This window comes from Streptomyces olivaceoviridis, assembly GCF_014650115.1.
In the GTDB taxonomy this organism is placed as follows: Bacteria; Actinomycetota; Actinomycetes; order Streptomycetales; family Streptomycetaceae; genus Streptomyces; species Streptomyces olivaceoviridis.
On record NZ_BMUI01000002.1, the window covers coordinates 488,548 to 510,939 of the forward strand.

Annotated in this window: 17 protein-coding genes and 1 riboswitch; of the genes, 7 read left to right on the forward strand and 10 right to left on the reverse strand. The window is 72.2% G+C overall.

Features of this window, described 5'->3' with window-relative positions:
• Window positions 1-2,811 (reverse strand): bifunctional acetate--CoA ligase family protein/GNAT family N-acetyltransferase, encoded by a 2,811-nt coding sequence (locus IE273_RS05960; protein WP_189814071.1) that lies wholly within the window; start codon window positions 2,809-2,811, stop codon window positions 1-3.
• A gap of 176 nt (window positions 2,812-2,987) precedes the next feature.
• Between IE273_RS05960 and IE273_RS05965 the strand changes: the two genes are divergently transcribed.
• Window positions 2,988-3,269: an HPr family phosphocarrier protein gene (locus IE273_RS05965; RefSeq protein WP_014675499.1), complete on the forward strand. Its 282-nt coding sequence runs from the start codon at window positions 2,988-2,990 to the stop codon at window positions 3,267-3,269.
• Window positions 3,270-3,498: 229 nt separating this feature from the next.
• Here the strand turns inward: IE273_RS05965 and IE273_RS05970 are convergent, their stop codons facing one another.
• From IE273_RS05970 to IE273_RS05985, 4 genes are all read right to left on the reverse strand, one after another.
• Complete coding sequence (locus tag IE273_RS05970) at window positions 3,499-4,185, reverse strand: GntR family transcriptional regulator (RefSeq protein ID WP_189814072.1); 687 nt, start codon at window positions 4,183-4,185, stop codon at window positions 3,499-3,501.
• A gap of 198 nt (window positions 4,186-4,383) precedes the next feature.
• Window positions 4,384-5,139, reverse strand: coding sequence for a M23 family metallopeptidase (locus tag IE273_RS05975; RefSeq protein ID WP_189814073.1), 756 nt, complete (start codon window positions 5,137-5,139; stop codon window positions 4,384-4,386).
• Between the two features lie 12 nt (window positions 5,140-5,151).
• A riboswitch (cyclic di-AMP (ydaO/yuaA leader) is annotated at window positions 5,152-5,312 on the reverse strand.
• 237 nt (window positions 5,313-5,549) lie between these two features.
• Window positions 5,550-6,938 carry a M16 family metallopeptidase gene (locus tag IE273_RS05980; protein ID WP_189814074.1) on the reverse strand — a complete coding sequence of 463 codons (1,389 nt, stop codon included), beginning with the start codon at window positions 6,936-6,938 and terminating at the stop codon, window positions 5,550-5,552.
• Window positions 6,935-8,338 carry a M16 family metallopeptidase gene (locus IE273_RS05985; RefSeq protein WP_189814075.1) on the reverse strand — a complete coding sequence of 468 codons (1,404 nt, stop codon included), beginning with the start codon at window positions 8,336-8,338 and terminating at the stop codon, window positions 6,935-6,937. Before IE273_RS05985 ends, IE273_RS05980 begins: the two co-directional genes overlap by 4 nt.
• Window positions 8,339-8,597: 259 nt before the next feature.
• On the opposite strand from IE273_RS05985, the gene IE273_RS05990 reads away from it, so the two are divergent.
• The gene (locus tag IE273_RS05990) at window positions 8,598-11,057 is read left to right on the forward strand and encodes a DNA gyrase/topoisomerase IV subunit A (RefSeq protein ID WP_189814076.1); all 2,460 of its coding nucleotides are present in this window, start codon (window positions 8,598-8,600) and stop codon (window positions 11,055-11,057) included.
• 40 nt (window positions 11,058-11,097) lie between these two features.
• On the opposite strand, the gene IE273_RS05995 is transcribed toward IE273_RS05990, so the two are convergent.
• Together IE273_RS05995 and IE273_RS06000 are read right to left on the reverse strand one after the other, a co-directional pair.
• Complete coding sequence (locus IE273_RS05995) at window positions 11,098-12,210, reverse strand: CobW family GTP-binding protein (RefSeq protein WP_189814077.1); 1,113 nt, start codon at window positions 12,208-12,210, stop codon at window positions 11,098-11,100.
• Window positions 12,211-12,596: 386 nt separating this feature from the next.
• Window positions 12,597-13,763: a citrate synthase/methylcitrate synthase gene (locus IE273_RS06000; protein WP_189814189.1), complete on the reverse strand. Its 1,167-nt coding sequence runs from the start codon at window positions 13,761-13,763 to the stop codon at window positions 12,597-12,599.
• 123 nt (window positions 13,764-13,886) lie between these two features.
• On the opposite strand from IE273_RS06000, the gene IE273_RS06005 reads away from it, so the two are divergent.
• The 4 genes from IE273_RS06005 (at window position 13,887) to IE273_RS06020 (ending at window position 18,722) form a co-directional block, all read left to right on the forward strand.
• A complete protein-coding gene (locus tag IE273_RS06005) occupies window positions 13,887-15,143 on the forward strand; it encodes a citrate synthase (protein WP_189814078.1) in 1,257 nt (418 codons plus the stop codon).
• Between the two features lie 53 nt (window positions 15,144-15,196).
• Window positions 15,197-16,138: a ferredoxin family protein gene (locus tag IE273_RS06010; protein ID WP_189814079.1), complete on the forward strand. Its 942-nt coding sequence runs from the start codon at window positions 15,197-15,199 to the stop codon at window positions 16,136-16,138.
• A gap of 227 nt (window positions 16,139-16,365) precedes the next feature.
• Window positions 16,366-18,045, forward strand: a complete 1,680-nt coding sequence (locus tag IE273_RS06015; protein ID WP_189814080.1) for an ATP-binding protein — start codon at window positions 16,366-16,368, stop codon at window positions 18,043-18,045.
• Window positions 18,042-18,722, forward strand: a complete 681-nt coding sequence (locus IE273_RS06020) for a response regulator (protein WP_189814081.1) — start codon at window positions 18,042-18,044, stop codon at window positions 18,720-18,722. Before IE273_RS06015 ends, IE273_RS06020 begins: the two co-directional genes overlap by 4 nt.
• Window positions 18,723-18,749: 27 nt before the next feature.
• On the opposite strand, the gene IE273_RS06025 is transcribed toward IE273_RS06020, so the two are convergent.
• The 3 genes from IE273_RS06025 to IE273_RS06035 form a co-directional block, all read right to left on the reverse strand.
• Window positions 18,750-19,808 (reverse strand): ABC transporter substrate-binding protein, encoded by a 1,059-nt coding sequence (locus tag IE273_RS06025; RefSeq protein ID WP_189814082.1) that lies wholly within the window; start codon window positions 19,806-19,808, stop codon window positions 18,750-18,752.
• Between the two features lie 62 nt (window positions 19,809-19,870).
• Window positions 19,871-20,734 (reverse strand): ABC transporter permease, encoded by an 864-nt coding sequence (locus tag IE273_RS06030; protein ID WP_189814083.1) that lies wholly within the window; start codon window positions 20,732-20,734, stop codon window positions 19,871-19,873.
• Entirely contained in the window at window positions 20,724-21,539 is an 816-nt protein-coding gene (locus IE273_RS06035; protein WP_014675484.1) for an ABC transporter ATP-binding protein, read from the reverse strand. The genes IE273_RS06030 and IE273_RS06035 overlap by 11 nt, the downstream gene beginning before the upstream one ends.
• A gap of 159 nt (window positions 21,540-21,698) precedes the next feature.
• Here IE273_RS06035 and IE273_RS06040 point away from each other — a divergent pair, with 159 nt between their 5' ends.
• Window positions 21,699-22,391 carry a response regulator gene (locus IE273_RS06040; protein WP_189814084.1) on the forward strand — a complete coding sequence of 231 codons (693 nt, stop codon included), beginning with the start codon at window positions 21,699-21,701 and terminating at the stop codon, window positions 22,389-22,391.
• The last annotated feature ends 1 nt before the right edge of the window (window position 22,392 follow it).

The following is a 22,392-nucleotide window of genomic DNA, read 5'->3' on the forward strand; positions in this document are numbered from 1 at the left end:
TCAGTAGGCCGGCAGGGTGCGCGGGCCGAGGTCGTCACGGGCGGGCGGCGGCGCGAGCCGTACGGTGGCGCCGAGCACGCTGGCTCCGTGGGGGGCGACGACGACCGGCTCCAGGGTGACCGCGACCACCTCCGGGTGGTCGTCGACCAGCCGCGACACCCGCAGCAGCAGCTCCTCCAGGGCCGGGGTGTCCACCGGGGTGGAGCCGCGCCAGCCGAACAGCAGCGGTGCCGTCCTGATCGACCGCACCAGCGAGGTCGCCTCCCGGTCGGTGACGGGGATCAGCCGGTGGGCCATGTCCCCGAGCAGCTGCGAGGCGGCCCCGGCCAGACCGAAGGACAGCACGGCCCCGGCCGCCGGGTCGATCACCGCGCGTACGACCGTGTCGACGCCGCGCGGCGCCATCCCCTGCACCACCGGCCGCAGTTCCTCCGGCTGCCCGAACAGCTCGGTCAATTCGGCGTACGCCCGCAGCAGTTGCTCCTCGTCCGCGAGGTCGAGGCGGACGCCGCCCAGGTCGGCGCGGTGCCTGAGGTGCGGGGCGGTGGCCTTGAGGGCGACCGGGTAGCCGAGCGCGCGGGCGGCCTCGACGGCGGCGCCCGGGGTGAGGGCGGGCAGGGCGCGGCGCACGGGTATGCCGTACTTGGCGAGCAGCCGACAGGTCTCCGCGTCTGAGATGGTGAGCCCTTGCCCGCGCGCGAGCAGCTCGCCGATCAGCCGGGCCGCCCCCTTCTCGTCGATGTCGTCGTACTCCGGCACCTTCCCGGGATCGGCCGCCTCCCGCCGCCACTGCGCGTACTTCACGGCTTCCGCGAGGGCGCGGACGGCGCGTTCGGCGGCGGGGTAGGCGGGGATCAGGTGGGTGCCCTCGGGCGGGGTGGTCAGCGGAGCGGGGGCCGCCGCCCCCTCGGTGCCGGGCGTCCTGTCGACGGCTCCCGGCGCGGTGCTCGCCGCCGCCGACAACGCTTCCGCCAGTCCCCCGAGCTCCACGTGCACCACGAGCACCGGCTTACCCGGCACCGCCGCCGCGGCCGACCGCAGCGCCTCCGCCAGCTCCGGGTCCCCCGGCGAGCTCTCCCCGATCGCGGGGATCGCCGTGACGACGACGGCGTCGTTCGTGCCGTCGGCCAGGGCGGCGGCGAGCGCACGGTGGAAGTCCTCCGCCGTCGCCCCGGTCGTCAGGTCGACCGGCCGCGCGGGCCGCAGCCCCTCGGCGAGGCACCGGTCGTACGTCAGCACGCCCAGCGACTCGGAGTTGCCGAGGATGGCCACGCGCGGTCCGGCGGGCAGCGGCTGCCGCGCGAGCAGCAGGCCCGCGTCGACCAGCTCGGTGATCGTGTCGACCCGGATCACACCGGCCTGCCGCAGGAGCGCGGAGACGGTCTCGTACGGCAGCCGGGTGGCCCGTACCGCGTGCCCCTGCGGTGCCGTGCCGGTCCCCTGCACCACCACGAGGGGCTTCGCCGCCGCCGTCCGCCGGGCGAGGCGGGTGAACTTGCGGGGGTTGCCGATGGACTCCAGGTACATGAGGACGACGTCGGTCTCGGGGTCGTCGTACCAGTACTGGAGGACGTCGTTGCCGGAGACGTCGGCGCGGTTGCCGGCGGACACGAAGGTGGAGACGCCGGTGACGCCGGTGACCCCGCCGCCGCGCCGGTGCAGCCGGGAGAGCAGGGCGATGCCGATGGCGCCGGACTGGGCGAACAGCCCGATGCGGCCGGGGCGGGGCATCTGCGGGGCGAGCGAGGCGTTCAGCCGGACGTCCGGGGCGGTGTTGATGATCCCGAAGGCGTTCGGGCCGATGATCCGCATGCCGTACGCGCGCGCGGCCCGGACGAGGGCCCGCTGCCGCTCGCGCCCCTCGGGCCCGCTCTCGGCGTATCCGGCGGAGAGCACGACCAGCCCCTGGACGCCGTGTTCCCCGCACTCGGCGACCACGGCGGGCACCTGCGCGGCCGGTACCGCGACGACGGCCAGGTCGACATGCCCGTCGATGTCCCGCACCGAGCGGTGCGCGGGCACCCCGTCGACCTCCTTGAGGTCGTCGGGGAAGGCCTTGTTCACGGCGTACAGGCCGCCGGGGTAGCCGGCGTCGCGGAGGTTGCCGAGGACGCCGCGGCCCACCCCGCCGGGGGCGCGGCCGACGCCGACGACCGCGACGGAGCCGGGCGCGAGGAGCCGGCGTACCGAACGGGCCTCGGCGCGCTGCTCCCGCGCGCGCTGCACGGCGAGGGAGCGGTCGGTGGGTTCGAGGTCGAACTCCAGGCGGACGACGCCGTCCTCGAAGCTGCGCTTCTGGGTGTAGCCCGCGTCCGTGAACACCTTGATCATCTTGGTGTTGGCGGGCAGCACCTCGGCGGCGAAGCGGCGGATGCCCCGCTCGCGCGCGACGGCCGCGATGTGCTCCAGCAGGGCGGAGGCGACCCCGCGGCCCTGGTGGGCGTCCTGCACCAGGAAGGCGACCTCGGCCTCGTCGGCGGGCGCGGACGCGGGCATGCCGTCGGTGCCGATGCGGTCATAGCGTACGGTGGCGATGAACTCGCCGCCGATGGTGGCCGCGAGTCCCACCCGGTCCACAAAGTCGTGGTGCGTGAAGCGGTGGACGTCCTTGGCGGAGAGCCGTGGGTACGGCGCGAAGAAGCGGTAGTACTTCGACTCGTCCGAGACCTGCTCGTAGAAACTGACCAGGCGGTCGGCGTCATCAACGGTGATGGGCCTGATGCGCGCGGTGCCACCGTCGCGCAGCACCACGTCCGCCTCCCAGTGGGCGGGGTACTGGTGCCGGTCCTGCCGGCCCGCCGAGGTCTGCATGGGCCCCAGAGTACGGCTCGCGTCCAACAACGTCGCGAGGCAGTCTGTGGAGGACGAGAAGCCGGACCGAGGCCGCGGTCCGGTGCCACACCGGAAGGGACGAAGGTCCGCTCCGGACGGGCTTCACGATATGGGAAACTGGTCTAGACAACCTGAACACCGAAGGGCAGCAACACATGGCTGAGCGCCGCGTCAACGTCGGCTGGGCCGAGGGCCTCCACGCCCGCCCCGCTTCCATCTTCGTCCGAGCCGCCACGGCCGCAGGCGTCCCGGTGACGATCGCCAAGGCCGGGGGCAACCCCGTCAACGCGGCCTCCATGCTGGCCGTCCTGGGCCTCGGTGCCCAGGGTGGCGAGGAGATCGTCCTCGCCTCCGACGCCGAGGGCGCCGACGCCGCCCTGGACCGTCTGGCCAAGCTGGTCTCCGAGGGCCTGGAAGAGCTGCCCGAGACCGTCTGAGCGACCACCGCGCAGAGCGCCGGAGCCGCGTTCGCCTTTCGGGGCGGCGCGGCTCCGCCGTACGCGGACGCACTCGACCGTATGCGGATGCGGGCGCACTCGACCCGATGTGCCGTCGATTCACCGCCCGTCGGCGCCCGGTGAACTCCGGGGAATTGCGGCCCGATGAATTCGGGCAGCAGAAAATACCCCGACGAGAAATGTCTCTTCTTTGTATACGGTGCGCTTGTTAATGCCGCGGGCCCGACATGTTTACGGCATGTTGCGAAGTCCTCACGCGTTCCCCGGCGGGGGAGAACCGCAATCGGTGCGCGCCCGTCGCACGCTCGGCGTGCAGCGCCGTGAGCGCCCGCGCGCGTTCCGCGTCGCCACGCGCCACCGCGTCCACGATGGCACCGTGCTCCGTCCAGGACTCCACCGGGCCGATCGGCGCCTCCACCGTGTACATCCAGGCGATCTTGTGCCGCAACTGGGTGAGCATCGAGGTCAGCGAGGTGCTGCCGGAGGCCTGGGCGAGCGTCTCGTGGAACCAGCCGCCCAACGAGCGCAGGTCCTCGTTGCTGCCCCTGCGGGCCCGCTCCTGGCCCAGCCGGACCAGACCGCGCAGCACCTTCAGGTGCGCCTCGGTGCGCCGCTGGGCGGCCCGCGCGGCGCCCAGCGGCTCCAGCAGCGTCCGCATCTCCAGCAGGTCGGCGGCCTCCTGCTCGGTCGGCTCGGCCACGCACGCGCCCGCGTGCCGGCGCGTCACCACGAAGCCCTCGGCCTCCAGGGTGCGCAGGGCCTCGCGCACGGGGACGCGCGAGACGCCGTAGCGGCGGGCCAGGACTTCCTCGGTGAGACGGCTGCCGCGCTCGTAGACACCCGTGACGATGTCGTCCCGGATGGCCGTGCACACCGAGTGCGCCGGAATACGCATGACCGACCTCCGTCTTAATCCCCGTGAAACGTCGACGATGGACGCGTGTTCCGAGACTCTATTCCAATGAGCCGGAATTTCCGACGGCGGGCCCTAATCCATGGCTATTTTTTGGACAGCGGATCCGGCGGACAGCGTGAAAAACGGCGAAAGCCCCGGCTCGGTGAGCCGGGGCCTCGGACAGCCGTGCGGTCGGTGTCAGACGGGAACGCCGTGCTTGCGGAGGTAGGCAACGGGGTCGACGTCCGAGCCGTACTCGGGGGTCGTGCGCGCCTCGAAGTGGAGGTGCGCGCCGGTGACGTTGCCGGTCGCGCCGGACAGGCCGATCTGCTGGCCCGGGACGACCTTCTGGCCCACCGTGACCCCGATGGACGACAGGTGCCCGTACTGGGTGTACATGCCGTCGGCCATGCGGATCACGACCTGGTTGCCGTACGCGCCGCCCCAGCCCGCGGAGACGACCGTGCCGGAGCCCACCGCGTGGACGGCCGTGCCGCTGGCCGCGTGGAAGTCGATGCCGGTGTGCGAACCGGAGGACCACAGGGAGCTGCTGGCCTGGTAGGCGGTGGAGACGTACGAGTGCGCGATCGGGGCGACGAAGGTGTTCAGCCGCTTGCGCTCGGCCTCACGGGCGGCCCGGGCCTTGGCGGCGCGGACCTCCTGGGCCCGCTTCGCCGCCACCCTCGCCGCGGCCTCCTCGGCCGCCTTCTGCTCGGCGGCCTGCTGCTGCGCGGCGGCCTGCGCGTCGATCTCGTCGGCGACGTCCTCGGACACGGCGACGACCGGGGTGAGGCCGGTCTGCTCCGTGGAGTTCCCGGCGGCGAGCGCCGGGGAGGCGGCGAGGGTGCCGATCACACCGGTGGTGGTGAGGGCCGCGACGCCGGCCGCCTGAACGGTGGTCCGCTTGACGCGGCCGGGCTTGCGGTGCTTCCCGGTGGCGCACATGAACGCCATGAAGTGGCTGGTCCTTTCCTTCCCTCTCGCCTACCGGGTTAGCTGACGGGTTCGGAGCAGGAAGGTCTCCTACGGGCCCCCTCGCAACCGCGCGGACGCCCGATTCACCCCAGGGACGATGGGTCCCCGGCTCCCCTGGCTCGCGCCGTACGGGGACTCGGCGATGACTGTCCGGTGCCGCGGGTGCGGCGCACTGCCTGACGAACAGCCCGGACGAAACTACGCAAGCACGCTGTCAATCCTCAAACACATCCCGGATTTTGTAGCGCATCCCACAGGGCAGACAGGCAACCTCCGCCCCAAAACGGGCATCTGGCGGACGGAGTGGAACAGCGTGGGGCCCTGACGACCCGTAGGTCGCCAGGGCCCCACGCGCGCGTGCCGTCGTCCGGCCGCCACCGCGGTCGCGTCTACTCGGCCGCCACCACGGTCACTTCACCGATGCCCAGCGCCTCCACCGGCGCCTTGATCTGCGACGCGTCCCCGACGAGGACGGTCACCAGGCGGTCCACCGGGAAGGCGTTCACGACGGCCGCGGTGGCCTCCACCGTGCCCGTGGCCGCCAACTGCTGGTACAGGGTCGCCTGGAAGTCGTCGGGCAGGTGCTGCTCGACCTGGTCCGCCAGCGTGCTCGCCACGGCCGCCGCGGTCTCGTACTTCAGCGGCGCCACACCGACCAGGTTCTGCACGGCGACGTCCCGCTCGGCGTCGGTCAGACCGTCCGCCGCGACCGTGCGCAGCACCTTCCACAGGTCGTCCAGCGCCGGGCCGGTGTTCGGGGTGTCCACGGAGCCGCTGATGGCGAGCATCGCCGCGCCCGTGCCGTCCGGCGCGGACCGCAGGACCTGCCCGAAGGACCGCACGCCGTAGGTGTAGCCCTTCTCCTCGCGCAGCACGCGGTCCAGGCGGGAGGTGAGGGTGCCGCCGAGGCAGTACGTGCCGAGCACCTGGGCGGGCCACACCCGGTCGTGCCGGTCGGGACCGATCCGGCCGATGAGCAGCTGGGTCTGGACCGCGCCGGGCCGGTCCACGATGACCACGCGCCCGGTGTCGTCGGCGGTCACCGGCGGCACCGGCCGGGGCTCGCCCGGGGTGCCGGTCCACGCGCCCAGGGTGTCGCCCAGCAACGCGTCCAGGTCGGCGCCGGTCAGGTCGCCGACGACGACCACGGTGGCCGTGCCGGGCCGCACATGACGGTCGTAGAAGGCGCGTACGGCCGCCTCGTCGATCTTCTCGACCGTCTCCTCGGTGCCCTGGCGCGGACGCGACATGCGCGAGGTCGCCGGGAACAGCTCCTTGGAGAGTTCCTTGGCGGCCCGGCGGGAGGGGTTGGCCAGTTCGTGCGGGATCTCGTCCAGGCGGTTGCGGACCAGCCGCTCGACCTCGCTCGCGGCGAAGGCGGGCGCGCGCAGGGCGTCGGCGAGCAGGCCGAGGCCCTTGGCCAGACGGGAGGCCGGGACCTCAAGGCTGAGCCGCACGCCGGGGTGGTCGGCATGCGCGTCGAGGGTGGCGCCCGCGCGCTCCAGCTCGGCGGCGAACTCCTCGGCGGAGTGCTTGTCGGTGCCCTCGGAGAAGGCCCGCGCCATGATCGTGGCGACGCCGTCCAGGCCGGCCGGCTCGGCGTCCAGCGGCGCGTCCAGCAGCACCTCGACGGCGACGACCTGCTGGCCCGGGCGGTGGCAGCGCAGCACGGTCAGGCCGTTGTCCAGCGTGCCGCGTTCGGGCGCCGGGAACGCCCACGGCTTGGCCTCGCCGGGCCGCGGCTGGGGGTGGAAGTCCATGGTGGCGAGCTCGGTCACTTGGCCGTCTCCTCGTTCTCGGTCTCGTCGCGGCCCGCCTCGACGGTCGCTTCCTGCTCCGGGTCCTCGGGGACCCCGGCGTCCGGGACGGCCTCCGGGGACTTCGGCTCGTAGACGAGGACCGCGCGGTTGTCGGGCCGCAGGCGGGCCTTGGCGACCTCCTGGACCTCCTGCGGGGTCACCTCCAGGACGCGCTTGACGGCGGTCAGGGCGAGCTGCGGGTCGCCGAACAGGACCGCGTACCGGCACAGTTCGTCGGCGCGGCCGGCGACCGTGCCGAGCCGGTCCAGCCACTCGCGCTCCAGCTGGGCCTGGGCGCGCTCCATCTCCTCGGCCGTGGGGCCCTCCGCGGCGAACCGGGCCAGCTCCTCGTCGATGGCGGCCTCGATGACCGGCACCTCGACGTCACCGGAGGTCTTCACGTCCAGCCAGCCCATGGAGGGAGCACCGGCCAGCCGCAGCAGGCCGAAGCCGGCCGCGACGGCCGTCCGGTCCCGGCGCACCAGCCGGTTGTACAGGCGGGAGGACTCTCCGCCGCCCAGGACGGTCAGGGCGAGGTCGGCCGCGTCGCACGCGCGCGTGCCGTCGTGCGGGAGCCGGTAGGCGGCCATCAGGGCGCGCGCCGGGACCTCCTCCACGACGACCTCGCGCAGCTGCTCGCCGATGACCTCCGGCAGGGAGCCGTCGCGGGGGGCGGGCTTGCCGTCGTGGGACTGGATGGAGCCGAAGTACTTCTCGATCCAGGCGAGCGTCTGCTGGGGGTCGATGTCGCCGACCACGGAGAGCACCGCGTTGTTCGGCGCGTAGTAGGTGCGGAAGAACTGGCGGGCGTCCTCCAGGGTGGCCGCGTCCAGGTCCGCCATCGAGCCGATCGGCGTGTGGTGGTAGGGGTGGCCCTCGGGGTAGGAGAGCGCGGTCAGCTTCTCGAAGGCGGTGCCGTACGGCACGTTGTCGTAGCGCTGGCGGCGCTCGTTCTTGACGACGTCCCGCTGGTTCTCCATGGACTCGTCGTCCAGGGCGGCCAGCAGCGAGCCCATGCGGTCGGCCTCCAGCCAGAGCGCCAGCTCCAGCTGGTGGGCGGGCATGGTCTCGAAGTAGTTGGTCCGCTCGAAGCTGGTGGTGCCGTTCAGCGAACCGCCGGCGCCCTGCACCAGCTCGAAGTGGCCGTTCCCCTTGACCTGCGCGGAGCCCTGGAACATCAGGTGCTCGAAAAGGTGAGCCAGGCCGGTACGCCCCTTGACTTCGTGGCGTGAGCCGACGTCGTACCAGAGGCAGACCGCCGCCACCGGGGTCAGGTGGTCCTCGGAGAGCACCACGCGCAGACCGTTGGCCAGGCGGTGCTCGGTCGCTGTCAGGCCCCCGGAGCCTGCCTCGGCTGTGGTCGTGTGACCCATGGGCATGTACGTCCCTTCGCGAGCGGAGGCGGTTGATGGAAACCGCGGTTTTCCTGCCGTTCCTGCCACTGTATGCAAAGCGTGCGGGGCCTCGGCGAAGTTCCCGCGGGGCGTACGCCCACAGCGGATCCCGCGACCCGCCCGGGACCCGGTCCCGGCTCCCGGCGGGGCCTTGGGAACCGGGTCGCGGCACGGGTTGTCACTGCCTCGGTCCACAATGGTCGGCGTCAGTTCCGTCCATCCTTTCAGCAAGGAGCCGGCAGCGATGGCCCGCCGCAGCACGAAGACCCCGCCGCCCGACGATTCGTTCGAGGAGAGGATCCTCGACATCGACGTCGTGGACGAGATGCGTGGCTCCTACCTGGAGTACGCGTACTCGGTCATCTACTCGCGCGCCCTGCCGGACGCCCGTGACGGCCTGAAGCCGGTGCACCGCCGCATCGTGTACCAGATGAACGAGATGGGCCTGCGCCCCGAGCGCGGCTATGTGAAGTGCGCCCGTGTCGTCGGCGAGGTCATGGGCAAGCTGCACCCGCACGGCGACGCGTCGATCTACGACGCCCTGGTGCGCATGGCGCAGCCCTTCTCCATGCGCGTGCCGCTGGTCGACGGCCACGGCAACTTCGGCTCGCTGGGCAACGACGACCCGCCGGCCGCCATGCGGTACACCGAGTGCCGGATGGCCGAGGCGACGACCCTGATGACCGAGTCGATCGACGAGGACACGGTCGACTTCGCGCCGAACTACGACGGCCAGGAGCAGGAGCCGGTGGCGCTGCCCGCCGCCTTCCCGAACCTGCTGGTCAACGGCTCCTCGGGCATCGCGGTCGGCATGGCGACGAACATGGCGCCGCACAACCTGCGCGAGGTCATCGCCGCCGCCCGCCACCTGATCCGCAACCCGAACGCGGACCTGGACGCGCTGATGAAGCACGTCCCCGGCCCGGACCTGCCCACCGGCGGCCGGATCGTCGGCCTGGACGGCATCCGGGACGCGTACGCGACCGGCCGCGGCACCTTCAAGATGCGCGCGACGGTCTCGGTCGAGACGGTCACCGCCCGCCGCAAGGGCCTGGTGGTCACCGAGCTGCCGTTCACGGTCGGCCCCGAGAAGGTCATCGCGAAGATCAAGGACCTGGTCAACGCGAAGAAGGTCCAGGGCATCGCCGACGTCAAGGACCTCACCGACCGCGAGCACGGCCTGCGCCTGGTCATCGAGATCAAGAACGGCTTCGTGCCGGAGGCGATCCTGGAGCAGCTGTACAAGCTGACCCCGATGGAGGAGTCCTTCGGCATCAACAACGTCGCCCTGGTCGACGGCCAGCCGCTCACCCTGGGCCTGAAGGAGCTGCTGGAGGTCTACCTGGACCACCGCTTCGACGTGGTCCGGCGCCGCAGCGAGTTCCGCCGCGGCAAGAAGCGCGACCGGCTGCACCTGGTCGAGGGCCTGTTGACCGCGCTGGTCGACATCGACGAGGTCATCCGGATCATCCGGTCCAGCGAGAACTCCGCGCAGGCCAAGGAGCGCCTGATCGAGCGCTTCTCGCTGAGCGAGGTGCAGACGCAGTACATCCTCGACACGCCGCTGCGCCGGCTCACCAAGTACGACCGGATCGAGCTGGAGGCGGAGAAGGACAAGCTCACCGCGGAGATCGAGGAGCTGACCCGGATCCTGGAGTCGGACGCGGAGCTGCGCAAGCTGGTCTCGGCCGAACTGGCCGCCGTGGCGAAGAAGTTCGGCACCGACCGGCGCACGGTCCTGCTGGAGTCCGCGGGCGCCCCGGCGGCCACCGTCCCGCTCCAGGTGGCCGACGACCCGTGCCGGGTGCTGCTGTCCTCGACGGGGCTGCTGGCCCGTACGGCGACCGACGAGCCGTTCCCGGAGGCGGCGGGCGCCAAGCGCGTCAAGCACGACGTGATCGTCTCGGCGGTGCCGGCGACCGCGCGCGGGGTGATCGGCGCGGTGACCTCGGAAGGCCGGCTGCTGCGGATCAACGTGGTCGACCTGCCGCAGCTGCCCGAGCCGGCGACCGCGCCGAACCTCTCCGGAGGGGCCCCGCTGGCGGAGTTCGTCTCCCTGGAGGACGACGAGACGGTGGTCTGCCTGACCACGCTGGACGAATCGTCCCCGGGTCTCGCGCTCGGCACCGAACAGGGCGTCGTCAAGCGCGTGGTGCCCGACTACCCCTCCAACAAGGACGAGTTGGAGGTCATCACGCTCAAGGAGGGCGACCGGATCGTCGGCGCGGTGGAGCTGCGCACCGGCGAGGAGGACCTGGTGTTCATCACGGACGACGCGCAGCTGCTGCGCTTCCAGGCCTCCATCGTGCGCCCGCAGGGCCGCCCGGCGGGCGGCATGGCGGGCATCAAGCTCACCGAGGGCGCGAAGGTGATCTCCTTCACGGCGGTCGACCCGGCCGTCGACGCGGTGGTGTTCACGGTCGCGGGCTCGCGCGGCACGCTGGACGACTCGGTGCAGACGACGGCCAAGCTCACCCCGTTCGACCAGTACCCGCGCAAGGGCCGGGCGACGGGCGGCGTGCGCTGCCAGCGGTTCCTGAAGGGCGAGGACTGCCTGTCGCTGGCCTGGGCCGGCCCGACGCCCGCGCTCGCGGCGCAGAAGAACGGCACCCCGGCGGACCTGCCGGAGCCGGACCCGCGCCGGGACGGCTCGGGCATGTCGCTGGGGAAGACGGTGGCGGTGGTGGCGGGGCCGGTGCTGTAGACGGGCTCCGGGCGGGCTCCCTGGGGCTCGCCCGGTGGCTCTAGGCGGGCGGATCCTCCACGTCGGCGTCCGCTTCGTCCGGGCCCTGTACGTAGCGCAGGACGCCCCACATGCCGTGTTCGTCGGCGTGTGGGGCGTCGTCGCCCCCGCACGCCTCCAGTTCCTTGCCGAGAGTGTCGGCGTCGATGCCGGCGCCGATCAGCACGAGTTGGGTGAGGCGGTCCTCGCGGGGCGCCCAGGGCTCCGGGTAGAAGCGCAGGAACCGGCCGACGGCGTGCACGGCGTAGCGGTTGAGCGGGTCGTACGGCCCGAAGTCGACGTATCCCTTGATCCGGTACAGCCCCTCGGGCCGGCTGTCCAGGAACCGCATGAGCCGACGGGGCTCCAGGGGCATCCCGGAGGTGAAGGACAGGCTGTCGTAGCCGGTGTGCAGATGTCCGGCGTGGTCGTGCCCGTCGGGGGCGTCGGGGTCCGGGGCGTCGGCGTCGCGGTCGGTGAGGTCGTCGAAGGAGAGCTGCCCGAGGCGCTCCTCGCTCGGCCGGCAGTCGAAGAGGAACTCGGGGTCGATCCGGCCGTAGGTGGCGGGGACGACGGCGGCGCGGTCGGCGAGCGCCCGGACGGCCGCCAGCGTCCGCTCGGCGTCGTCCGCTCGGTCGAGCTTGTTGACGACGACCAGGTCGGCGAGCGCCAGGTGCCGGTCGATCTCGGGGTGCTTCGCCCGCGTGTCGTCGAACTCGGCGGCGTCGACGACCTCCACGAGGCCGCCGTAGACGATGCCCGGGTGCTCGCTGGCGAGCACCATGCGCACGAGTTCCCGGGGCTCGGCCAGCCCGCTGGCCTCGATGACGATCACGTCGATCCCGGCGTCGGGCGCGGCGAGCCGGTCCAGGTAGAGGTCGAGTTCGCTCGCGTCGACGGCACAGCACAGGCAGCCGTTGCCGAGCGAGACGGTCGAGTCGCCCAGGGCGCCGGCGACGGCCATCGCGTCGATCTCGATGGCCCCGAAGTCGTTGACGACGGCCCCGATCCGGCTGCCTCCGCTGCGGTGCAGCAGGTGATTGAGGAGCGTGGTCTTTCCGGAGCCCAGGAAACCGGCGAGCACGACGACCGGGATCTGCTGCGGACTGCCGCCGCGTGCCAGGCTGTTCCCCAACGGGCGACCTCTCTGACGTACCAGAGCGCACCGGATCGCGGCCCGATGCGCGGACGGACATGGACTGCGCGTCAAGGATACGAGCGGGACGGGACACGAAGGGGCGCGGCCGTCGGTGGGGGCGGGTTACAGCGGGCGGCACGGGGAGGCTGCGCGCGGCGCGGGGACGCGGCGGGCGGCATGGACGCCATGGCGGGCGGTGCAGAAACGCGGCGGGCGGTGCAAGGACAGGACGGGCCGTGAAGAGACACTGCGGGCGGCGCGGGGAACGGTGGTCGGCGCGGGGACGCGGCGGACGTCACGGCGCCACAGCGGGCGGCGCGGGCACACCGTGGGCGGCACGGGGGCGCGGCGGGTGGCATGGGTGCCATGGCGGTCCGCCGCGCTCACTCGGCGGCGGGCACCTCAGCCCCCGGCTCCGGGCCCACGTACCGCGCCACCGGGCGGATGATCTTCGAGTCGGCGGCCTGTTCCAGGATGTTGGCGCTCCAGCCCACGACCCGTGCCGCCGCGAAGGTGGGGGTGAACATCTCCCGGGGCAGGCCGCACAGTTCCATGACCACACCGGCATAGAACTCGACGTTCGTGTGGAGTTCGCGGCCGGGCTTCAGCTCGGCGAGGATCGCCTCCACGCGGCGCTCGACCTCGACCGCGAAGTGCGCCCGCGGGCCGCCGAAGCCGAGGGCGATCTCGCGCAGCATCCGGGACCGCGGGTCCTCCGTGCGGTAGACGGCGTGCCCGAAGCCCATGATCCGGTCACCGGCGAGCACCCGCTCGCGGATCCAGGCGTCGATCCGGTCGGGCGTGCCGATCGCGTCCAGGGTGTCCAGGGCCCGGCTGGGCGCGCCTCCGTGCAGCGGCCCGGACAGTGCGCCGACGGCACCGGTCAGGCAGGCCGCCACGTCGGCGCCCGTGGAGGCGATGACACGTGCGGTGAAGGTTGACGCATTGAATCCGTGATCAATGGTTGAGATGAGGTATTGCTCGATCGCACGCGTCCGGCGCGGGTCCGGTTCCGAACCCGTCACCATGTACAGGTAGTTGGCCGCGTACGAGAGGTCCTCGCGCGGCTCGACCGGGTCGAGACCGCGGCCCAGCCGGTACAGCGCGGTGAGCAGGGTGGGTACGGCCGCGCAGGCGGCCACGGTGTCGGCGCGGCGCCGGTCGGCGTCGGTGTCGTACACCGGCCGGAAGCCCTGTGCCGCGCCGAGCAGGGACAGGGCCGTGCGCAGTCCGGCCAGCGGCCCGGAGCCCCGCCCGGCCGCGGCGATGGCGGGCAGGGCCGCGCGGACGTCCTCGGGCAGGCGCCGCAGCGCGGCGGTCTCGGCGGCGAAGGCGGCACCGCCCCGGGCGTCCGGCAGGGTGCCGTGGACCAGGAGATGCCAGACGTCCTCGAAGCTCCGGGTGCGCGCGACGTCGACGGCCGGGTACTGGCGGTAGTGGTAGAAGCCCTCCCGGCCCCGGACGTCACCGACCTCGGTCTCGGCGACGACGACGCCGGCGAGACCGCGCGGGACGTCGATGAGCGGGGCGGCAGGCATGTTGACGGCCATGGACTCCTCCTTGGATCCCATCCAGTACTTGATCTGACTGTCCATGCTTGACTGATTTCTTGTCAACGTTGATTCGATCAATACATGCTCATCAAGATGTGCAGAGGCGACTACGGTGACCCCATGCGCGATCACGACACCGCCCCCCACCGTCCCGGGCGCCGGCTGAGCACCAAGGAGACCGCCGAACTGCTCGGCGTGAAGCCCGAGACGGTCTACGCGTACGTGAGCCGCGGCCTGCTCAGCAGCAGACGCGAACCCGGCGGCCGGTCCAGCACGTTCGAGGCCAAGGAGGTGGAGGCGCTCGCCCGCCGCAACCGGCGCGAGGCGGCCGGGAGTCCGGGCTCCGGCGGGGACCTGTCCGTCCGCACCCGGATCACGCTCATCGAACAGGACAGGTACTTCTACCGGGGCGTGGACGCCGTCGACCTGGCCACCCGCCACTCCTACGAGGAGGTCGCGGAGTGGCTGTGGACCGGCCGGCTGAGCCCCGGGGTGACCTTCTCCGCGCCCGGGCCCACCGTCGAGGTCGCCCGCCGCGCGGTGGACGCCCTGTCCGAACACGCCTCCCCGGTGGACCGGCTGCGGGTCGCCGCGATCGCCGCGGCGGCCGAGGACCCGCTGCGCTTCGACCTGTCCGAGGACGCCGTGCTGAACACGGCGCGCGTCCTCATCCCGACCCTCGTCGCCGCGCTCCCGCCGGTCCGTCCCGGCCACAAGGACGGCGGGCCGCTGGCGCAGCGGCTGTGGGGACGGCTGACCGGCCACCCGGCCGACGAGGCGTCCCTGCGCGTCCTGGACACCGCGCTCGCGCTGCTCGCCGACCACGACCTGGCCGCGTCCACGCTGGCGGTCCGGGTCGCCGCCTCGGCCCGGGCGCACGCGTACGCGGCCGTCTCGGCCGGGCTCGGTGTGCTGGAGGGCCCGCTGCACGGCGCCGCCAGCGGCCTGGCCCACCGGATGCTCCTGGACGTGCTCGACCAGGGCACGGCGGTCCCGGTGATCGCCGACGAACTGCGCGCGGGCCGCCGTGTCCCCGGTCTCGGCCACCGGCTGTACGCCGGCGAGGATCCCCGCGCGCGGGTGCTGTTCGGCCTCCTGGAGCAACTCCCGCGCGCGGAGTCCGCCCTGCTCGCGGCCCGTGACATCGTCGCGACGACCGCCCGGCACACCTCGCTGCACGCCAATGTGGACCTGGCCCTGGCGGTGTTCACCGCGTCCAGCGGCATGCCGGCCACAGCCGGTGAGACGATCTTCGCCGTGGCGCGGACCGCGGGCTGGATCGCCCACGCCCTGGAGGAGTACGGCGAGCGTCCGCTGCGCATGCGGCCCAGCGGCCACTACGTCGGTCCGCGCCCGCCGCGGCCCCTCCCGGAGTAGGACACGGGCGGGCCGGAAGTCGCCCCGGGCAAAGTCAGGTTAGGCTCACCTCTGTGAGTAGGTGTGCGACCGTCTCCCGGAACCTCGACGAGCCGGTGTCCGGTACGGCGGCGACGGCGACGACGTGGCTGCTGCTGGAACAGCCCGGCCCCTGGGGCGCCAAGGCGCTCACGTCCAGCCACCTGGACCCCGCGCTGGGCCGGGCGCTGGAGGCCGCCGCCGACGGAACCGGCGTGCGGATCGCCCTCATCCGGCGCCCCGGGCGCCACGCCGACCCCGGTACGCCCCCGATCCGGCAGGTGTACGCCGCGCACACCGTTCCCGGGCGCGTGTGGCTGCACGGCGCCACCACGCGCGATCCGCGGCGGCTGCTCGACCTCGACTTCGCCGGCCTCGGAGCGGGCGACCACCGTTCCTTCGGCGCGGTGCTCGGCGGACGGCCGCACCGGGGTGATCCGCTGGCGCTCGTGTGCACCAACGGCAAGCGCGACCGCTGCTGTGCCCTCCTGGGCCGCCCGCTCGCCACGGAGCTGGTCGCCTCGGGGGTGCGCGGCGTCTGGGAGGTCACCCATCTGGGTGGACATCGGTTCGCGCCCACGGTGCTGGTCCTGCCGTACGGCTACGCCTACGGCCGCGCCGAGGCGCACACCGTCAAGCAGGCCCTGCACGGCGTCCGGGAGGGACGTGTGGTCGTGGAGGGGTGCCGGGGGTGCTCCGCATGGGAACGCCCCGGCCAGGCGGCGGAGCTGGCCGTCCGGTCGGCCGCGGGCGAGTACCGGGCGGGTGTGCTCAGCGTCGTACGGACCGACGGCACGGCTTCGGGCTGGGAGGTCACCGTCCGGCACGCCGACGGCCGCCGGTGGCGGGTCACCGTGGCGCAGGGCACGTCGCTGCCGCCCCGCCCGGAGAGCTGTGGCGCGGCGGTGCTCGGTGCGCCGGCGCGGATGGACGTGGTCGAGGTGCGCGAGCTGAGGCCGACGGCGCTGGCGAGCTAGCCGAGCGCGGGTGCCGCCCTGGGGCGTGGGTGGCGCCGCCCTGGGGGCGGGTGCCGCCTGGACATGCGCGCCGTCCTGGACATGCGCGCCGTCCTGGGTGTAGCCGCCGTCCTGGGTGTGGCCGCCGTCAACCCTTCAACCCTTGATCAGCTGATCAACGCATGGATCAAGAGATCCACACCACACCCGCTGGGGCGCGTCCGGCGGCCCCACGTACCGTCATGGGTATGAGCCCCACTCCCCCCGCCCGCCGGCTGCGCCTCGGTCTGCCTCGGCGGATGTTCTCCCAGGTGCTGCTGATGCAGGTGGCGATCGCCGCGGGAGTCGCGGTGCTCGCGACCGGGCTCTTCCTCGCCCCGCTGAGCAAGCAGCTGGACCAGGAGGCGATGCGCCGCGCGCTGGCCATCGCCGAGACCGCGGCCCAGGACCCGCAGATCGCCGAGGGCGTCCTGACCACCCCGCCGACCAGGAACGGCCCGGTGCAGAAGGAGGCCGAGCGGATCCGGCGGGCCACGCACGCCGAGTACATCGTGGTGCTCGACCGGAACTGGGTGCGCTGGTCGCACCCCACGGCCTCGGAGATCGGCCGGCGCGTCTCCACCGACCCCACCGACGCCCTGGCCGGCCAGGAGGTCATGGAGATCGACAGGGGCACTCTGGGCCGCTCGGCGCGCGGCAAGGTTCCGCTGTACGACGCCGATCACCGCATCGTCGGCGCGGTCTCGGTCGGCATCGCCTACGACAGCGTGCGGGCGCGGCTGATCAGCGCGATCCCGGGCCTGTTCGCGTACGCCGGCGGTGCGCTCGCGGTGGGCGCGCTGGCCGCCTGGCTGATCTCGCGCCGGGTCCAGCGGCAGACCCGGGACCTGGCCTTCTCCGACATCTCGGCGCTGCTGGCGGAGCGCGAGGCGATGCTGCACGGCATCCGGGAGGGCGTGGTCGCCCTCGACCGGGGCGGCCGTATCCGCCTGCTCAACGACGAGGCACGGCGGCTGCTGGGCATCGGCGACGAGGCCGTCGGGCGCACCCCGGACGAGGCGCTCGGCGCGGGCCGTACGACGGATGTGCTGGCCGGCCGGGTGACCGGCACCGACCTGCTCACCGTGCGCGGCCATCGCGTCCTGGTCGCCAACCGCATGCCCACCGACGACGGCGGCGCGGTGGTGACCCTGCGCGACCGCACCGAACTGGAACAGCTGGGACGCGAACTCGACTCCACACGCGGGCTGATCGACGCCCTGCGCGCCCAGGACCACGAACACGCCAACCGCATGCACACCCTGCTGGGGCTGCTGGAGCTGGAGATGTACGACGACGCCGTGGAGTTCGTCGGCGAGGTGGTCGGGGACCACCGGGCCACCGCCGAGCAGGTCACGGAGAAGATCCAGGACCCGCTGCTGGCCGCGCTGCTGGTGGGCAAGGCGACCGTGGCGGCCGAGCGCGGGGTCGCCCTGTGGGTGTCGGAGCGCACCCGGCTCCCGGACCGGCTGATCGATCCCCGGGGGCTGGTCACGGTCGTCGGCAACCTCGTGGACAACGCCCTCGACGCGGTCGCGGGCACACCGCACGCGCGCGTGGAGGTCGAGTTGCGCGCGGAGGGCCGTACGGTGGTCCTGCGGGTACGTGACACGGGCCCCGGGATCCCCGAGGACCAGCGGGAGCTGATCTTCACGGACGGATGGTCCACCAAGAAGCCGCCCGCGCACGGCAAGCGGGGCATCGGGCTCTCCCTGGTGCGCCGGCTCGCCGAACGGCAGGGCGGGAGCGCGGCCGTGGGCGCGGCGGCCGGCGGTGGCGCGGAGTTCACCGTGGTCCTGCCCGAGGCGCTGACCGAGCCGGAACTGGAACCGGCGGTGCCCGGGGGGTCTGTGGAGACCGCTGCCGTCGCCGAGGAGGAGGCGCGATGATCGAGGTCCTGGTGGTGGACGACGACACCCGCGTCGCCCGGGTCAACGCCGCCTACGTGGAGAAGGTGCCCGGCTTCCATGTCGCCGGCGAGGCGCACAACGCGGCCGAGGCGTTGCGCCAGGTCGAGGTGCTGCCCCTGCTGGACCTCGTCCTGATGGACCACTACCTGCCCGACGACACGGGTCTCGCGGTGGTCCAGGAGATGCGCCGGCGCGGTCACCAGACCGACGTGATCATGGTGACGGCCGCGCGGGACGTGTCGACCGTGCAGGCGGCCATGCGGCAGGGCGCGTTGCAGTACCTGGTGAAGCCGTTCGCCTTCGCCGGTCTGCGGGCGAAACTGGAGGCGTACGCCGAGCTGCGGCGCACCCTGGACGGCGGCGGGGAGGCCGAGCAGGCACAGGTGGACCGCATCTTCGGCGCCCTGTCCGCCCCGTCGGAGCCCGGGTTGCCGAAGGGGCACTCCCCCACGACGGCCGAGCTGGTGCGCCAGGCGCTGCTGAACGCCGAACGCCCCCTGTCCGCCCAGGAGATCGCGGAGCGGACGGGGGTGAGCCGGCAGACCGCCCAGCGGTATCTGAAGCTTCTGGAGCGCACGGGCCGGGCCCGGTTGACCCTGAAGTACGGCGACGCGGGCCGCCCGGAACACCGTTACGTGTGGGCGACCCGCGCCTGAGCGCGATTCACATGGACGCGTCGGCGGTCACTTGACCGCCTTGACGAACTCCGTCGTGTACGTCTTGCTCAAGTCGACCTTCGCGTTCTTGATGTTGGGGTTGAACGCCTTGAGGACCTTCTCGACGGTCTCGGGGCCGCCCTGGGGCATCACGCCGTCGTCGGTGAACATCGGAAGGGTGCTCTTGATGGCCTGCGCGTACAGCGCCTTGTTGCCCTGGGAGTAGTCGGCGGGCATCTTGGCGGCGATCTCGTCGGCGCTGTGCGTGGACATCCACTTGAGCGTCTTGACGAATGCATTGACCATCTTCTGGACGGTCTCCTTGTGCCCGTTCACCCAGTCCGTCTGCATGTACAGACTTGACGAGGGGTACGGGCCGCCCAGCGCTTCCTGCGAGCCCTCGGGGGTGCGCATGTCGATGAGGATCTTGCCGGCCTTCTTGTCCAGGATCGTCGCGACGGTCGGGTCGGTGGTCATGCCGCCGTCGATCGCGCCCTTCTGGAGCGCCGCGATGAACGTGGGTCCGGCCCCCACCGCGACCGGCGTGAAGTCGCTGATCTTCACTCCGTTCTTGACCGCCAGGTACTTGGTGAGGAAGTCGGTCGAGGAACCGAGCCCGGTCACGCCCAGCTTGCGGCCCTTGAAGTCCTTGGGCGAGGTGAGGTCGCCGGCGGCCTTGTTCGAGACGACCTCGACCTCGCCGGGCGCGTGCGAGAACTGCACGACCGACTCCACCGACTTGCCCTTCACCTGGAGGTCCAGGGTGTGGTCGTAGAACCCGACCGCTCCCTGCACCTGCCCGGAGACGAGCGCGGTCTCGGCCTGGACCCCGGCGGGCTCACTGAGGAGCTGGACGTTCAGCCCCTCCGCCTGGAAGTAGCCGAGGCGCTGGGTGAGCATCGCGGGCAGGTAGATGACCTTGTCCAGGCCACCGACCATGATCTTGACGGTCTCCCCCTTTCCGCCGCCCCCACCGCTGCCGGCGTCGGCCGTGGAGCTCGCCGCGTCGTTGGCGCAGGCGGTGAGCGAGGAGAGGGCGAGCAGTCCGGTGGCGGCCAGGGAGGCGTATCTGGCGGTCTTGCGCATGCGGGTTCACGTCCTTGTGAGAGGGCGGTGCGGGAAGGAGCGGGGGGTGGCGAGGAGGCCGGTCAGTCGTCGGAACCGGTGGGCTTCCAGCGGAAGATGCGGCGCTCGGCGAAGGTCAGCAGCCCCTCGGCGACGAGGGCGACGACGGCGAGGATGACCATCGCGGCGTACACGCCGGCGGCGTTGAAGGTGTTCTGCGACTGCGAGACGAGCAGGCCGATGCCCTTGGTCGCGCCGATGTACTCGCCGACGATGGCGCCGATGAGCGCGAAGCCGAAGCTGACGTGCAGGCTGGTGAAGATCCAGGAGGTGGCCGACGGGATGACCACCTGGAGGGTCACTCTGCGGTCGCTCGCGCCCAGGATGCGGGCGTTCGCCACCAGGTTGCGGTCCACTTCGCGGGCGCCCTGGAAGGCGTTGAAGAACACCGGGAAGAAGACGAGTACGACGGCGGAGGCCACCTTGGAGGACGGTCCGAGACCGAACCAGATCAGGAAGATGGGCGCCAGCACGATCCTGGGAATCGAGTTGAGCACCTTGATGTATGGACCAAGAACCTCGGCGAGCAATCTGATCCGCCCGAGCGCGATGCCGAGCAACACACCGGCGACCACGCCGATGACCCAGCCGAGCAGGGCCTCGTACAGCGTGTACCAGATCTGCTCGCCCAGGGAGCCGAGCGCTGTCCCGTGGGTCACCCAGGTCCAGATCTGGTCCCAGATCTTCGAGGGCATCGAGAAGTTGAACGGGTCGATGACCTTGGCGCGGGACAGTGCCTCCCACAGTCCGAGGACGGCCACCAGGAGCACCACGCGCACGGCGTTGACGAAGAGCTTGCGCCGGCGCGCGGCCTGCGCGCGGGTCTGCGCGCGATCGGGTGTCTTGACGGTGTCCACGACCGGGGTGCTGAGGACCTCAGGCGACATGGGCGGCACCCCTCTCACGGGTGATGCGGACCTCTTCGCCGAGGGACTCCCAGATCTCGCGGTAGATCTCGATGAACCGCGGCTCCAGGCGCACCGACTCGACCTTGCGCGGGCGGGGCAGGTCGATGTCGAAGACCTGCTTCACGGTCGCTGGTCCGGCGGTCATCACGACGACCTTGTCGGCCAGCGCGATGGACTCCTCCAGGTCGTGGGTGACGAAGACGACGGAGGCGCCGGTGCCCTCCCACAGCTCCAGCAGCTCGTCCGACATCAGCGCGCGGGTCTGCACGTCGAGCGCCGAGAACGGCTCGTCCATCAGCAGGATCTCGGGGTCGTTGACGAAGGTGGCCGCCAGGGCGACCCGCTTGCGCTGGCCCCCGGAGAGCTGGTGCGGATACCGGTCCTCGAAGGCGGCGAGCCCCACCCGGGCCAGCCAGTCGCGGGCCCTCTGCTTGGCCTCCGCCTTGGGCACGCCCCGGAAACGCGGGCCCGCCATGACGTTCGACAGCACGGTCCGCCAAGGGAAGGTGGCGTCCTGCTGGAAGACGAAGCCGACCTTGTCGCCGACCCCGTCGACCGGTTCCCCGGCCACCAACACCTCGCCCTCGGTGGGCTCCTCCAGGCCGCTGACCAGGGTCAGCGTCGTGGACTTGCCGCATCCGGTCGGTCCTACGACGGCCACGAACTCGCCGCGCTCCACGGTGAGGTCCAGGCCGCGCACCGCCGTGTGCAGTCCCCCGGACGGGGTTCTGAAGGTCTTGCTCGCGCCCCGCAGCTCGATGGCGGGGCTGGTGTGTGCGCTCATGGGCCGGGACGGTAGGTGTGGCCCCGGCCACAGCAGGAGCCTTGTGAGCACAAGCCGTTCTTTTGCTCGCAAGAACCTGTTGTGCTCGTTTTGCTCGCGCTAGAACTGCGGAGCCGAAACACGGGCTGAACGCTCGCCGGCCTTGTAAGGAGAGGCCTGATGATTGACGTCCTGGTGGTCGACGACGACTTCCGTGTCGCTGAGATCAACGCCAAGTACGTGGGAAAGGTTCCCGGCTTCCGGGTGGCCGCCCGCGCGCACAGCGCCGCCCAGGCCCTGGCCGCCGTGGAACGCGGCTCCATCGACCTGGTACTGCTCGACCACTACCTGCCGGACCAGACCGGCCTCGAACTCGTGCACCGCATGCGCGAGCAAGGTCACGGCACCGACGTCATCATGATCACGGCGGCCAGCGATGTGACGACCGTCCAGCAGGCGATGCGCCTGGGCGCCCTGCACTACCTGGTCAAGCCGTTCACCTTCGCCGCGCTGCGCACCCGCCTGGACTCCTACGCCGCCCTGCGCCGCACGGTCGACCGGGTGGGCGGCCGGGGCCTGACGGGCCAGGAACAGGTCGACCGGATCTTCGGCGCCCTGCGCACCGCCCCCGCCCCTTCCGCGCCCGGCCTGCCGAGCGGCCACTCCGAGCCCACGACCGACCTCATCTGCGGTGTCCTGCACCGCTCCGACCATCCGCTCTCGGCCCACGAGGTGGCCGCCCGCACGGGCCTGAGCCGCTCCACCGCCCAGCGCTATCTCCGCCACCTCGAACAGGCGGGCCGTCTCCGCCTCTCCCTGAAGTACGGCGACACCGGCCGCCCGGAACACCGGTACGCCTGGGTGGCGCCGTAAC

What these genes read in the sequence shown, in the direction of transcription:
- IE273_RS05990 (WP_189814076.1), top strand. Translation starts at nt 8,598, where the DNA reads ATGGCCCGCCGCAGCACGAAGACCCCGCCGCCCGACGATTCGTTCGAG.
- IE273_RS06035 (WP_014675484.1), bottom strand. Translation starts at nt 21,539, where the DNA reads ATGAGCGCACACACCAGCCCCGCCATCGAGCTGCGGGGCGCGAGCAAG.
- IE273_RS05975 (WP_189814073.1), bottom strand. Translation starts at nt 5,139, where the DNA reads ATGGCGTTCATGTGCGCCACCGGGAAGCACCGCAAGCCCGGCCGCGTC.
- IE273_RS05960 (WP_189814071.1), bottom strand. Translation starts at nt 2,811, where the DNA reads ATGCAGACCTCGGCGGGCCGGCAGGACCGGCACCAGTACCCCGCCCAC.
- IE273_RS06000 (WP_189814189.1), bottom strand. Translation starts at nt 13,763, where the DNA reads ATGGCCGTCAACATGCCTGCCGCCCCGCTCATCGACGTCCCGCGCGGT.
- IE273_RS06040 (WP_189814084.1), top strand. Translation starts at nt 21,699, where the DNA reads ATGATTGACGTCCTGGTGGTCGACGACGACTTCCGTGTCGCTGAGATC.
- IE273_RS05965 (WP_014675499.1), top strand. Translation starts at nt 2,988, where the DNA reads ATGGCTGAGCGCCGCGTCAACGTCGGCTGGGCCGAGGGCCTCCACGCC.
- IE273_RS06005 (WP_189814078.1), top strand. Translation starts at nt 13,887, where the DNA reads ATGCGCGATCACGACACCGCCCCCCACCGTCCCGGGCGCCGGCTGAGC.
- IE273_RS05985 (WP_189814075.1), bottom strand. Translation starts at nt 8,338, where the DNA reads ATGCCCATGGGTCACACGACCACAGCCGAGGCAGGCTCCGGGGGCCTG.
- IE273_RS05970 (WP_189814072.1), bottom strand. Translation starts at nt 4,185, where the DNA reads ATGCGTATTCCGGCGCACTCGGTGTGCACGGCCATCCGGGACGACATC.
- IE273_RS06020 (WP_189814081.1), top strand. Translation starts at nt 18,042, where the DNA reads ATGATCGAGGTCCTGGTGGTGGACGACGACACCCGCGTCGCCCGGGTC.
- IE273_RS06015 (WP_189814080.1), top strand. Translation starts at nt 16,366, where the DNA reads ATGAGCCCCACTCCCCCCGCCCGCCGGCTGCGCCTCGGTCTGCCTCGG.
- IE273_RS06030 (WP_189814083.1), bottom strand. Translation starts at nt 20,734, where the DNA reads ATGTCGCCTGAGGTCCTCAGCACCCCGGTCGTGGACACCGTCAAGACA.
- IE273_RS06025 (WP_189814082.1), bottom strand. Translation starts at nt 19,808, where the DNA reads ATGCGCAAGACCGCCAGATACGCCTCCCTGGCCGCCACCGGACTGCTC.